14 protein-coding genes are annotated in these 12,911 nt (G+C 61.5%); 1 reads left to right on the forward strand and 13 read right to left on the reverse strand.

Annotated elements, in window-relative coordinates; all coding sequences use genetic code 11:
• Nucleotides 1-6 precede the first annotated feature (6 nt).
• From ccoG to ccoN (J3P94_RS09890), 11 genes are all read right to left on the reverse strand, one after another.
• The gene (gene ccoG / locus J3P94_RS09840) at nucleotides 7-1,422 is read right to left on the reverse strand and encodes a cytochrome c oxidase accessory protein CcoG (protein WP_434572988.1); all 1,416 of its coding nucleotides are present in this window, start codon (nucleotides 1,420-1,422) and stop codon (nucleotides 7-9) included.
• A 229-nt stretch (nucleotides 1,423-1,651) separates the two neighbouring features.
• Complete coding sequence (locus tag J3P94_RS09845) at nucleotides 1,652-2,062, reverse strand: type II toxin-antitoxin system VapC family toxin (RefSeq protein WP_434572989.1); 411 nt, start codon at nucleotides 2,060-2,062, stop codon at nucleotides 1,652-1,654.
• A complete protein-coding gene (locus tag J3P94_RS09850) occupies nucleotides 2,063-2,317 on the reverse strand; it encodes a type II toxin-antitoxin system Phd/YefM family antitoxin (protein WP_434572991.1) in 255 nt (84 codons plus the stop codon).
• A gap of 148 nt (nucleotides 2,318-2,465) precedes the next feature.
• The gene (ccoP, locus tag J3P94_RS09855) at nucleotides 2,466-3,449 is read right to left on the reverse strand and encodes a cytochrome-c oxidase, cbb3-type subunit III (protein WP_434572993.1); all 984 of its coding nucleotides are present in this window, start codon (nucleotides 3,447-3,449) and stop codon (nucleotides 2,466-2,468) included.
• Complete coding sequence (locus tag J3P94_RS09860; protein WP_003175465.1) at nucleotides 3,446-3,631, reverse strand: CcoQ/FixQ family Cbb3-type cytochrome c oxidase assembly chaperone; 186 nt, start codon at nucleotides 3,629-3,631, stop codon at nucleotides 3,446-3,448. Before J3P94_RS09860 ends, ccoP (J3P94_RS09855) begins: the two co-directional genes overlap by 4 nt.
• 5 nt (nucleotides 3,632-3,636) lie before the next feature.
• Entirely contained in the window at nucleotides 3,637-4,245 is a 609-nt protein-coding gene (gene ccoO / locus J3P94_RS09865; RefSeq protein ID WP_305499959.1) for a cytochrome-c oxidase, cbb3-type subunit II, read from the reverse strand.
• Nucleotides 4,245-5,687 carry a cytochrome-c oxidase, cbb3-type subunit I gene (gene ccoN, locus J3P94_RS09870; protein WP_186636610.1) on the reverse strand — a complete coding sequence of 481 codons (1,443 nt, stop codon included), beginning with the start codon at nucleotides 5,685-5,687 and terminating at the stop codon, nucleotides 4,245-4,247. The genes ccoO (J3P94_RS09865) and ccoN (J3P94_RS09870) overlap by 1 nt, the downstream gene beginning before the upstream one ends.
• A gap of 481 nt (nucleotides 5,688-6,168) precedes the next feature.
• Entirely contained in the window at nucleotides 6,169-7,122 is a 954-nt protein-coding gene (gene ccoP, locus J3P94_RS09875; RefSeq protein ID WP_434572996.1) for a cytochrome-c oxidase, cbb3-type subunit III, read from the reverse strand.
• Nucleotides 7,119-7,319, reverse strand: coding sequence for a cbb3-type cytochrome oxidase subunit 3 (locus tag J3P94_RS09880; protein ID WP_305499961.1), 201 nt, complete (start codon nucleotides 7,317-7,319; stop codon nucleotides 7,119-7,121). The genes ccoP (J3P94_RS09875) and J3P94_RS09880 overlap by 4 nt, the downstream gene beginning before the upstream one ends.
• 5 nt (nucleotides 7,320-7,324) lie before the next feature.
• Entirely contained in the window at nucleotides 7,325-7,933 is a 609-nt protein-coding gene (ccoO, locus tag J3P94_RS09885) for a cytochrome-c oxidase, cbb3-type subunit II (RefSeq protein WP_434572998.1), read from the reverse strand.
• Nucleotides 7,934-7,943: 10 nt separating this feature from the next.
• Complete coding sequence (gene ccoN, locus J3P94_RS09890) at nucleotides 7,944-9,368, reverse strand: cytochrome-c oxidase, cbb3-type subunit I (protein ID WP_305499963.1); 1,425 nt, start codon at nucleotides 9,366-9,368, stop codon at nucleotides 7,944-7,946.
• A 97-nt stretch (nucleotides 9,369-9,465) separates the two neighbouring features.
• On the opposite strand from ccoN (J3P94_RS09890), the gene J3P94_RS09895 reads away from it, so the two are divergent.
• Nucleotides 9,466-10,152, forward strand: coding sequence for an alpha/beta family hydrolase (locus tag J3P94_RS09895; RefSeq protein ID WP_434573000.1), 687 nt, complete (start codon nucleotides 9,466-9,468; stop codon nucleotides 10,150-10,152).
• A 174-nt stretch (nucleotides 10,153-10,326) separates the two neighbouring features.
• Here the strand turns inward: J3P94_RS09895 and J3P94_RS09900 are convergent, their stop codons facing one another.
• A complete protein-coding gene (locus tag J3P94_RS09900; RefSeq protein ID WP_434573002.1) occupies nucleotides 10,327-11,892 on the reverse strand; it encodes a methyl-accepting chemotaxis protein in 1,566 nt (521 codons plus the stop codon).
• Between the two features lie 76 nt (nucleotides 11,893-11,968).
• Nucleotides 11,969-12,757 carry a lysostaphin resistance A-like protein gene (locus J3P94_RS09905; RefSeq protein WP_434573004.1) on the reverse strand — a complete coding sequence of 263 codons (789 nt, stop codon included), beginning with the start codon at nucleotides 12,755-12,757 and terminating at the stop codon, nucleotides 11,969-11,971.
• Nucleotides 12,758-12,911 lie beyond the last annotated feature (154 nt).

The raw sequence follows: 12,911 nt of genomic DNA on the forward strand, positions 1-12,911 counted from the left end.
TTTCTCTCAACGAGTCTGTGGGCCGATGAACCGGCTCTTGGCTTCAACATGGACGCTGTCGTCATCGGCATCCTTGAGGATGAAGGTCACCTCATTGGTACTGGACGGCAATTGTTCCGGTGCGCTGGACAGCTCTACCGGCTGGCTGTAGATATCACCGGCCGCGACCTTGATCTCCCGTTTACCCTGTAGCTTCAGATCCGGCAAACCGGTGGCTTCCAGCACGTAGGTATGGTCACGCTGGTCCTTGTTCATGATCTTCAGGCTGTAGACGTTCTCGATCCGGCCTTCGGCGTTCTCGCGGTACAGCACGCGGTCCTTGCTGACATCGAAGCCCACCAGCGAGCGCATGAAGAACGCGGTCACCAACAGGCTGATCATGGCCAGCAGCACCAGGGCATAACCGATCAGGCGCGGGCGCAGTTTATGGGTTTTCTGCCCCGAGAGGTTGTGTTCCGTGGTGTAGCTGATCAGGCCGCGGGGATAGTCCATCTTGTCCATGATGTTGTCGCAGGCATCGATGCAGGCTGCGCAGCCGATGCATTCGATCTGCAGGCCGTCGCGGATGTCGATCCCGGTAGGGCAGACCTGGACGCACATGGTGCAATCGATGCAGTCCCCCAGGCCCAGGGCCTTGTAGTCGATGCCTTTCTTGCGCGGGCCCCGGGCTTCGCCGCGACGCGGGTTGTAGGAGACGATCAGGGTGTCCTTGTCGAACATCACGCTCTGGAAGCGGGCGTACGGGCACATGTAGATGCACACTTGCTCACGCAGCCAGCCGGCGTTGCCATAGGTGGCGAGGGTGAAGAAACCGACCCAGAAATACGACCAGCCATCGGCCTGGCCGGTGAAGAACTCGAAGACCAGCTCACGGATCGGGGTGAAGTAGCCAACGAAGGTCATGCCGGTGACAAAACCGATCAGCAGCCACAGGCTGTGCTTGGCGAACTTGCGCAGGAATTTGTTGGCGCTCATGGGCGTTTTGTCGAGCTTGATGCGTTGGTTGCGGTCGCCTTCGGTGACCTTTTCGCACCACATGAAAATCCACGTCCATACGCTTTGTGGGCAGGTATAGCCGCACCAGACCCGACCGGCATAGACGGTAATGAAAAACAGGCCGAAGGCTGCGATGATCAGCAGCCCCGAGAGCAGGATGAAGTCCTGGGGCCAGAAGGTCGCGCCGAAGATAAAGAATTTGCGTTCCGGCAGGTTCCACCAGACGGCCTGATGACCGCCCCAGTTCAGCCAGACGGTACCGAAATACAGCAGGAACAGAACCGCCCCGCCGACCATGCGCAGGTTGCGAAACAGGCCAGTGAAGGCGCGGGTGTAGATTTTTTCCCGAGAGGCATAGAGGTCGACGCTTTTGTTGGCGTCCTTGGCAGGCGGGGTAACGTCATGTACCGGAATCTGGTTGCTCATCAATTGCATCCCACGGCAGTGGAAAAATGCCGAGGCCAGTACGTGCCGACCACGGTCAGAAAGGGTGTTGCAATGGCGCAATGATACGCCTGTCGCTCTGGCCCGGTGGTGCGACCTTTGGTCGCGTTGGGTGTCTGGTCCGAATGGTGTAGCGGATGTAACAAGTCATGATCTGGATCAATTGACTATAGCCATGTCATGGCTTCCGGCGCGCGCATCTGTTGCTTGGCTAGCTAGCCCATGGATTGATCAGCGCCACGCCGCTGCTTCTGAAATCCGCCACGTTGCGGGTCACCACGGTCAGCCCATGGACCAGCGCCGTGGCGGCGATCAGCGCATCGCACTCGTTGCTGCGGTCCGGGACATGCAGGCGGGCGCAGCGCAGGGCCACGGCGCGGTCGACCGCGAGGATCCTGCTGGCAAACGCGGACATGACGTGGTTATCCAGCCATGCGCGCAAACGGCTGCCTTGCGCCGGGTCCTTGCGCTCAAAGCGCAAGACCCCGGTTTCCAGTTCCAACACGGTGATGGCCGAAACATACAGGCTGGGAGCGGGGACACTGCGCGCCCAGGCTTGTACGTTTTTATCGGCCTGGGGCTTGCGCAGCTCCGAGATGACGTTGGTATCGAGTAGGAACATTCAGGACAGGTCCACCGAGCGGGGCGTGATGACGGCGCGCTCGGGATCGAAGTCGATATCCGGCGCGTCGGGCATGACCAGCAACTCGACGATGCTGGTGCCAGCGCCGGTCAGTTTCTGGTACTCCTCAATGCTTAGCAGCACATGGGCCGGCCTGCCACGGTCGGTGATAATGACTGGACCTTCTCGGGTAGCTTTTTTGGCACCACTTGTGTCGTGGTTGAACTCGCGGCTGGAAATGGTGGTGATGGACACGGCGGCGTCCCCCATTGAGTGTGAATGTAGGCACGTTACTACCGGCGCCGGATGCAAGCAAGGGTGAACAGGTGCAGCATGTTTCCCTGTGGACAAAAAAGGCCCCGCCAATGTGATTGGCGGGGCCTTCGTGTATCAGTTGCTTGCCTTACTGAGCGTCAGCAGCCGGAGCCTTTTCGCCGTGGGACAGGCTGTAGACATAGGCAGCCAACAGGTGGACCTTGTCGTTGCCCTGCAGATCGGCCTGGGCCGGCATCTGGCCTTGGCGACCGTAGCGGATGGTCTGCTGCAACTGAGCGAAGCTCGAACCGTAGATGAAACCGGCCGGGTGCGTCAGGTCGGGTGCGCCCATGGCGGGCGTGCCTTTGCCGGCGGGGCCGTGGCAGGCCACGCAGTTGGCGGCGAACAGCTTCTGGCCGTTGGCCGGATCGGCCTTGGCGCCTTCCGGCAGTTTGCGGCTGTGCAGGCCGGTTACCAAATAGGCAGCCACGTCGGCGACGCCTTGTTCGCCAACCACGGCAGCCCAGCCCGGCATGACGGCATGACGACCGCCCATGATGGTGGTCTTGATGGTCTCTGGCTCGCCACCCCAGCGCCAGTCGGCGTCGGTCAGGTTAGGGAAGCCGTAGGCGCCCTTGGCGTCGGAGCCGTGGCAGACCGAGCAGTTGGAGGCAAACAGGCGGCCACCCATCTTCAGGGCCTGCGGGTCCTTGGCGACTTCTTCAATCGGCATGGAGGCAAACTTGGCGAAGATCGGACCGAACCTGGCATCCGAGCGGGCCATTTCCTTTTCCCACTCGTGCACGCCGGTCCAGCCGGTCTGTCCGTTGGCAAAAGATGTCTGCTTTTCAGTGTCCAGGTAGTTATAGCCTGGCAGCAAGCCTTTCCAGTTGCCCAGGCCAGGGTAGAGCACCAGGTAACCAAGGGCGAACACGATGGTGCCGATGAACAGCATGAACCACCATTTCGGCAGCGGGTTGTCGTACTCCTCGATCCCGTCGAAGGAGTGGCCAACCGTCTCTTCGGTGGCTTCGCTGCGCTGGCCCTTGCGGGTCGACAGCAGCAGCCAGGTCAGGGCGAAGATCGTTCCCAGGCTGAGGACTGTGACGTACAGACTCCAGAACGTAGTCATTCTTTGTTACTCCTAGAAGCTTGCTCGACGTGCTTGATGGCTTCGGGATCATCCGCGAACGGCAGCAAGGTCGCGTCTTCGAACTCCGACTTGCGCTTGGGGCTGAACACCCACAGGGCCAGGCCGATAAAGGCCACCATCACAACGACGGTGCCCAGGCCACGAATCATCCCGATATCCATCCAGATCACCGTTTGCTTTTGATGATGGTGCCCAGGCCTTGCAGATAGGCCACCAGCGCGTCCATTTCAGTCTTGCCTTTCACGGCATCCCTTGCTCCGGCGATGTCTTCGTCGGTGTAGGGCACGCCGAGGGCACGCAGGACTTCCATTTTCTTGGCGGTGTCTTTGCCGTCGAGCTTGTTTTCTACGAGGAACGGGTAGGCCGGCATCTTCGATTCAGGCACTACGTTGCGCGGGTTGTACAAGTGCGCACGCTGCCAGTCATCGGAGTAGCGACCACCGACGCGGGCCAGGTCCGGACCGGTGCGCTTGGAGCCCCACAGGAACGGGTGGTCCCAGACGCTTTCACCGGCAACGGAATAGTGACCGTAGCGTTCGGTTTCAGCACGGAACGGACGGATCATCTGCGAGTGGCAGCCGACACAACCGTTGGCGATGTAGACGTCGCGGCCTTCCAGTTCAAGGGCGGTGCGCGGCTTCATGCCTTCGACCGGCTTGTTGGTGACATCCTGGAAAAACAGCGGAACGATCTGGGTCAGGCCGCCAATGCTGACGGCGATGACCATGAAGAAGGCCAGCAGGCCGATATTCTTCTCTACTGCTTCGTGCTTCATCAGTGAGCTCCAACTACGGCGATCTTGGCGGCGGCTTCTGCTTCAACCGGGTCAGAGGCACGAACGGTGCGATACACGTTGTAGGCCATCAGCAGCATGCCGCTGGCGAAGAACGCGCCGCCCAGGGCACGGACGATGAAACCGGGGTGGCTGGCTTGCAGTGCTTCGACGAACGAATAGGTCAGGGTGCCGTCGTCGTTGATCGCGCGCCACATCAGGCCCTGGGTGATGCCGTTGACCCACATCGAGGCGATGTAGAGCACGGTACCGATGGTGGCGAGCCAGAAGTGCGCGTTGATCAGGCCGGTGCTGTGCATCTGCGCACGACCGAACAGTTTCGGGATCATGTGGTAGATGGCGCCGATGGAGATCATCGCGACCCAGCCGAGCGCACCGGCGTGTACGTGGCCGATGGTCCAGTCGGTGTAGTGGCTCAGGGAGTTGACGGTCTTGATCGCCATCATCGGACCTTCGAAGGTCGACATGCCGTAGAACGCCAGGGATACCACCAGGAAGCGCAGGATCGGGTCGGTGCGCAGCTTATGCCAGGCGCCCGAAAGGGTCATCATGCCGTTGATCATGCCGCCCCAGCTAGGTGCCAACAGGATGATCGACATTGCCATGCCCAGGGATTGCGCCCAGTCCGGCAGCGCGGTGTAGTGCAGGTGGTGCGGACCGGCCCAGATGTACAGGGTGATCAGCGCCCAGAAGTGCACGATGGACAGGCGGTAGGAATAGATCGGACGCTCGGCCTGTTTCGGCACGAAGTAGTACATCATCCCCAGGAAGCCGGTGGTCAGGAAGAAGCCCACGGCGTTGTGGCCGTACCACCACTGGATCATCGCGTCGGTCGCGCCCGAGTAGGCCGAGTAGGACTTGAAGAAGCTGACCGGCAGCGACGCGTGGTTGACGATGTGCAGCATGGCGGTCACGACGATGAATGCACCGTAGAACCAGTTGCCGACGTAGATGTGCTTGGTCTTGCGTTTGACGATGGTGCCGAAGAACACCAGACCGTAGGTCACCCAGACAATGGCGAGCAGAATAGCCAGGGGCCATTCCAGTTCCGCGTATTCCTTGGTGGTGGTGAAACCCATTGGCAAGGTCACGATCGCGCCGACGATCACCGCTTGCCAACCCCAGAAGGTGAAGGCGGCGAGGCTGTCGGAAATCAGTCGCGTCTGGCAGGTTCGCTGCACGACGTAGTAGGAGGTGGCAAACAACGCACAACCACCGAAGGCGAAGATCACCAGGTTGGTGTGCAGCGGGCGCAGGCGTCCAAATGTCGTCCATGGCAGATCGAAGTTCAACTCCGGCCAGACCAGTTGCGAGGCGATGAAGACACCGAGCCCCATGCCAAGGATCCCCCAGACCACCGTCATGATGGCGAACTGGCGGACTACCTTATAGTTATAAGCAGTCGGACTGATTGCTGTGCTCATTCTAAGGTTCCACGGTTTGGGTATTTTATTAGGATAAAAATCGGCCGCAAGTATGGAGAAAGCGGGGGGTCATTGCAACGCGCCATGACCTGCGTCAATGCTTTCCAACGCTGATTCTGCGGCCTTTCCATGCGCCGCGTAGGGACAAAAATCGCCCCCGACAAATTGTCGTGTCAAATGTACGAGGCGAGGGGGGCGGGTCGGTTGTAACGGGGTGTGTTCAAACGCTGCGTTCGGGGGGTGCCCAGGTGTCCTCGCAACCGTCGGTATCTACCTGACTTCGCGGGGTTTTTGTCGAACGAGCGGCAAACACATCGGGTCGGCTCGACCAGGTCCCGGCAGTCGCCCACATGCTTTGGGGCAAGCTTAGACGCGATTGCAGCGAACCGAAAGGAAGACCTTGGAAGGGTGCGACAATGCGTCGCGCAATGACATGGATCAGCCGCATCCGGAGGAATGCGACTGATCAAGTGGACAGGATTTATTCGCCTTCGCGTTCAGCTTGCAGGCGCTCGGTACCGGCGCCGTGGGAAAGGCTGTAGACGTAGGCGGCGAGCAGTTGCACCTTGTCATTGCCGAGCAATTCATTCTGCGCTGGCATATGGCCCTGGCGGCCATGGCGGATGGTCTGCTGCAACTGGGCCAGGCTGGTGCCGTAGATGAAACCGGCCGGTTGCGTCAGGTTCGGCGCGCCCATGGCTTCGGTGCCCTGGCCGTTGGCGCCGTGGCAAGCCACGCAAGTGGTGTTGAAGGCTTGCTGGCCGGCTTGCAGGTCGGCACCGCTGTCGGCCGGTAGAGGCAGGCCAGCCAGGTCGTGGCGCACATAGGCGGCGACGTTCCTGACCCCGGCGTCCCCGAGTACTTCCCCCCAGGCCGGCATCGCCGCCATGCGACCGCCCATGATGGTTGCCTTGATGGTCTCGGCATTACCGCCCCAGCGCCAGTTGCTGTCGGCCAGGTTCGGAAAGCCGAAGGCGCCCTTGGCATCCGAGCCATGGCAGACCGAGCAGTTGGAGGCGAACAGGCGGCCCCCCATCTTCAACGCTTGCGGGTCCTTGGCGACATCCTCCACCGGCATTGCGGCGAATTTGGCGAAGATCGGCCCGAACCTGGCGTCGGCCCTGGCCATTTCCCTTTCCCATTCGTGGGCGCCGGTCCAGCCATTCTCGTAGCCGGGCAGGATACCTTTCCAGTTGCCCAGGCCGGGATACAGGATCAGGTAGCCGACGGAGAACACCAGGGTGCCGGCAAACAGCAGGAACCACCATTGTGGCAAGGGGTTGTCGTACTCCTCGATGCCGTCGAAGCTGTGCCCCATGGTCTGGTCGACGCTGCCCTTGGTCTCGCCCTTGCGGGTGCCGATCAGCAGCCAGGTCAGGCCGATGAGGCTGCCGAGGGTCAGTACGCAGATCCACGTACTCCAGAAAGTGCTCATGACCGGGTACTCCTTGGTGCGGGGTCTTGGGGGGTAGCGTCAGCGGGCGGCTCGTCGGCGAACGGCAGCAGGCGCGCCTGGGCGAATTCCGGGCCGCGCTTGCTGCTGAATACCCACAGGGTCAGGCCGATGAAGGCCACGAACACCACGACCGTGCCCAGGCCGCGGATCATTCCAGTGCTCATTTCAAGGAACATCGCGCTTACCTCTTGCTCTTGATGGCAGTGCCGAGCACTTGCAGGTAGGCCACCAGTGCGTCCATCTCGGTCTTGCCCTTGAGCGAGGCTGTCGCGCCTGCAATGTCGTCGTCGCTGTACGGCACGCCGAGGGTGCGCATGGCGCGCAGCTTGCCTTCGGTGTGGCTGCTGTCGACCGCCTGGGTCACCAGCCATGGGTAGGCCGGCATTTTCGACTCGGGGACGACGTTGCGCGGGTTGTACAGGTGGGCGCGATGCCAGTCATCGGAGTAACGCGCGCCGACCCGGGCTAGGTCCGGTCCGGTGCGCTTGGAACCCCACAGGAAGGGGTGGTCCCAGACGCTTTCGCCGGCGACGGAGTAGTGCCCGTAACGTTCGGTTTCGGCGCGGAACGGACGGATCATCTGCGAGTGGCAGCCGACGCAGCCTTCGCGGATATAGATATCGCGGCCTTCGAGCTGCAGGGCGGTGTAGGGCTTCATGCCGTCCACCGGTTTGTTGGTCACGTCCTGGAAGAACAGCGGCACGATCTGGGTCAGGCCGCCGACACTCACGGCCAGGACCATCAGCAGCATCAGCAGGCCGACGTTTTTTTCGATTGTTTCGTGTTTCATGGCGGACTCCTCAAGCCATCTGCGCGGCAGCGGCGGCTTCGGCAGGCTGGTAGGCCCGCACGGTGCGCCAGGTGTTGTAGGCCATCAGCAGCATGCCGGCGAGGAAGATCGCCCCGCCCGCCAGCCGCACGATGAAGCCGGGGTGGCTGGCCACCAGGGTTTCGACGAAGGAGTAGGTGAGCGTGCCGTCCTCGTTCACCGCACGCCACATCAGGCCCTGGGCGATGCCGTTGACCCACATCGAGGCGATGTACAGCACGGTGCCGATGGTGGCGAGCCAGAAGTGCGCATTGATCAGGCCGATGCTGTGCATCTGCGCGCGGCCAAAGACTTTCGGGATCATGTGGTACAGCGCACCGATGGAGATCATCGCGACCCAGCCGAGCGCACCGGCGTGTACGTGGCCGATGGTCCAGTCGGTGTAGTGGGAGAGGGCGTTGACGGTCTTGATCGCCATCATCGGGCCTTCGAAGGTCGACATGCCGTAGAACGCGAGGGATACCACCAGGAAGCGCAGGATCGGGTCGCTGCGCAATTTATGCCAGGCCCCCGAGAGGGTCATCATGCCATTGATCATGCCGCCCCAGCTGGGCGCGAGCAGGATCAGTGACATCACCATGCCCAGCGACTGTGCCCAGTCCGGCAGCGCGGTGTAGTGCAGATGGTGCGGGCCGGCCCAGATGTACAGGGTGATCAGCGCCCAGAAGTGCACGATGGACAGGCGATAGGAATACACCGGGCGCTCGGCCTGTTTCGGCACGAAGTAATACATCATCCCGAGGAAACCGGCGGTGAGGAAAAAGCCCACGGCGTTGTGCCCGTACCACCACTGCACCATCGCGTCCGTGGCGCCGGCATACACCGAGTAGGATTTGGTGAGGCTCACCGGCAGTTCCAGGTTGTTGACGATGTGCAGGAGCGCCACGGTCAGGATGAACCCGCCGAAAAACCAGTTGCCGACGTAGATGTGTTTGGTGTTGCGTTTGGCCACGGTGCCAAAGAACACGATGGCGTAGGCGACCCAGACAATGGTGATGAGGATGTCGATTGGCCACTCGAGCTCGGCATATTCCTTGGAACTGGTGTAGCCCAGTGGCAGGCTGATGGCCGCCAGCAGGATCACCAGCTGCCAGCCCCAGAAGCAGAACGCGGCGAGTTTCGGCGCAAACAGCTGGGTCTGGCAGGTGCGTTGCACCGAGTAGAACGAACTGGCGAACAGGGCGCAGCCGCCGAAGGCGAAAATCACCGCGTTGGTGTGCAGCGGGCGCAAGCGGCCGAAACTGGTCCAGGGCAAATCGAAATTGAGCTGTGGCCAGACCAATTGGGCCGCGAGAAAAACCCCGAGGCCCATGCCGACGATGCCCCACACCACCGTCATAATGGCGAATTGGCGGACCACCTTGTAGTTGTAGGCGGTACTGATTGAAGTGTTCATGGTTCCCCATCCACGGTTCAGCCGAAGTGCGCACCCGCGCAGGGCAGGTGCGGCGTTCTTCGCCTGGAGTTATAGGCAGACTAAAAGCGAGGCAAGCATGAACAAACAGCACAAGGCCAGTATTGACGGGGATCAATGGGCGCGATGCGTGACCGAGCGCGGCTGGTTGTGGACAGCCGCGAAACCAGGCGCGGGTGCCGAATCGCCGACGCTGATTTTGGCCCATGGTGCGGGTGCGCCGATGGACAGCGGCTTCATGAACGAAATGGCCGCGCGCCTTGCCGCACAAGGCGTCAATGTGCTGCGCTTCGAGTTTCCCTACATGGCCCAACGGCGCGTGGACGGGGGCAAACGTCCACCCAACCCGGCGCCTAAGCTGCTGGAATGCTGGCGTGAGGTGTACGCCACGGTGCGACCCTATGTCGCTGGGCGACTGGCGATTGGCGGCAAATCCATGGGCGGGCGCATGGCAAGCCTTGTGGCCGATGAGCTGGGTGCCGATGCGCTGGTGTGCCTCGGGTATCCCTTCTATGCCGTGGGCAAACCGGAGAAACCGCGGGTCGAACATTTGGCGGCGTTGAACACCCGGGCGCTGATTGTCCAGGGCGAGCGGGATGCGCTGGGTAATCGTGAGGCGGTCGAAGGTTATGCCTTGTCACCTGGCATCGAAGTGCTGTGGTTGGCGGCCGGGGATCATGACTTGAAGCCGCTGAAGGCTTCGGGATTCAGTCACGAGCAGCATCTGGAGGCGGCGGCGCGCAAGGTAGCCGAGTTTCTCCGGTAGGTTCTCGGCAGCCTGTCCCGGCCTCATCGCGAGCAAGCTCGCTCCCACATTGGAACCCGGTTGAATGAACCACGGTGAACCCCTGTGGGAGCGAGCTTGCTCGCGATAGCGGCCTGCCAGACGACAAAAAACCCGGAAGCTTTCGCTGTCCGGGTTTTCAGTTTGCCACTGAAATCAGCGGTTGAACCGCTCCACCAACGAATACTGGGTATTGGCCGTTCGAGTCAGTTCTTCGCTGAGCAGCGCCGAGCTGTGGGCCTGTCCCGAGGTCTGGTCGGCCAGTTCCGAGATGTTGCTGATGTTGCGGCTGATCTCCTCGGCCACCGAGCTCTGCTCCTCGGTGGCAGCCGCGATCTGCGTGGTCATGTCGGTGATGTGGGCCACGGCTTCGCTGATCCCGACCAGGGCCTGGTCCGCTTCCATGACCCGCGCCACACCTTCTTCGGCCTGGCGATGGCCAGCGTCCATGGTCTGTACGGCGTTGTTGGCGGTCTGTTGGAGCTTGGCGATCAGGGCATGGATCTGCCCGGTGGATTCGCTGGTACGCTGGGCCAGTTGGCGCACTTCGTCGGCCACCACGGCAAAGCCGCGGCCCATTTCACCGGCGCGGGCCGCTTCGATGGCGGCGTTGAGCGCCAGCAGGTTGGTCTGGTCGGCGATGCCCTTGATCACGTCGACCACACCACCGATTTCGTCGCTGTCCTTGGCCAGCTGGGTCACGGTCTGCCCGGTCTCGCCCACTACCACCGACAGGCGCTCGATGGCTTCGCGGGTTTCTCCGGCAATGTCACGACCGCGACTGGTCAGGCGATTGGCCTCCTGGGTGGCATCTGCGGTGCGCTGCACGTGGCTGGCGACTTCCTGGGTGGTCGCGGCCATCTGATTGACGGCGGTGGCCACCTGTTCGGTTTCCACCCGCTGACGCTCCAGGCCAGTGGAACTGTCGTGGGCCAGGGAATTGGATTGCCGCGCTTGCGCGTTGAGGTGTTCGGCGGTGTCCTGCAGGCGGGTCAGGCAGGTTTTGAGACGTGCTTCCTGGCTGAGGATCGACATCTCCAGGCGTGCCTGGACACCGCGGCTGTCGGTATACATCCGCGCGATCAACGGGTCGGAAGTGGTCTGTTCGGCCAGGCGCAGCAGGCGCTTGATCCCGCGTTGCTGCCATTGCAGGCCCATCAACCCCAACGGCACCGACAGCAGCGCAGCCAGGGCAAAACCCCAGGAAGAATTGAGGAACGCGCCGACGACGAAGCTCAACTGGCTGACCAGGATGAATGGCAGCCAGTCCTGCAGGATCGGCAGCCATTTGTCGCTGCCGGGTACCGCGGCCTTGCCCTGGTTGATGCGTTGATAGAGCGCTTCGGCCCGGGAGATCTGCTCGGCGCTGGGTTTGACCCGTACCGATTCATAGCCGACCACCTGATTGCCTTCGAATACAGGCGTGACGTAGGCGTTGACCCAGTAATGGTCACCGTTCTGGCAGCGGTTCTTGACGATGCCCATCCATGGCAAGCCTTGTTTCAGCGTGTCCCACATGTGGGCAAACACGGCCGACGGAACGTCGGGATGGCGTACCAGGTTGTGCGGCGCATGGATCAGCTCTTCCTTCGAGAACCCACTGATTTCAACGAACGCGTCGTTGCAGTAGGTGATCACACCCTTGGTATTGGTGGTGGAAATCAATCTCTGCTGGGCCGGGAAGGTCCTTTCGCGTTGTGTAATAGGTTGATTGTTACGCATGGTGGTGTAGTCCGCAAGGCTTTGAAAGGTTGTCGGCACCGTCAGCTTTTTGTTGAAAAAATTCTGCCCGGCGGCGTCACGCCAGCATCGGGTAAGTAAACAGGGCGAAATGCAGCAGGTTGAGGCCGAAATGTGTGGCTATCGCCGCGCCCAGGCCGCCAAACCGATAAGCCAGGCCGTAACCGATCCCGGCCAGCCCCGACAGCAATACCCACTGCCAGCCGGCACCGGCATGTACCAGGCCGAACAGCAGCGAGGCCAGCAGCAATGCGAGGTTGTCGCCATGGCGCAGATGTTCGAAGCGTCGGCTCAGGCCGCCCTGGATGTAGCCACGAAACAGTGCTTCCTCGACCAAGGTCACCAATAAAAGATTGTTGAGCACCCAGATCCAGGCCTGGTGCGGCCATTTCGGTGCCCAATGGATCATGCCCAGCAACATGGCCCCGCCCAAGGCCATTATCGCGCTTAGCGCAAGCCCCAGCGCCGTGCCGTAGACAGCGCCACGAAACGAGCGGCGGCCAACGATCCAGGGGCACGCCAGCAACAGCCAGAAACCGATCAGGGGCTTGTCCTGGTTCAGATACATCGCAAATCGCACGGCGTCATCGCTCAAACGTTGCGCCGCGATCGCCCGGCCGTTGAAGAAACCCGGCATCCAATGCAATGCCAACGCGACCGCCAGGACGATGAACAAGCAATGCCCGAGAAACTGCCCGACCGGCGTCTGCCGCTGGCGAACCGCGTACCCGGCGAACAGCAGCAGCGCGACCGAGATGATGGCAGTCCAGGCCAGATGGCCGTACGCGAGGGCCAGACCATAACCGATCGAGAGAAGGGCCAGGTACGGCCAGGGTAGGGCGGGCATAAACGTCCTTGAGGGAAAATTCTGCAGTGAGAGGCTATCAGGGGCGCGAGTTTATAAGCAGATGAGTACAAAAACATCGACTTTGAAGTAACGGAATTTTCGTAGGGGGCGATTTCTCGCCCAAATGTTCGGAGGCCATGCCTGGCGCGCTTGA

The sequence above is a fragment of the Pseudomonas sp. Z3-8 genome (assembly GCF_051131975.1).
In the GTDB taxonomy this organism is placed as follows: Bacteria; Pseudomonadota; Gammaproteobacteria; order Pseudomonadales; family Pseudomonadaceae; genus Aquipseudomonas.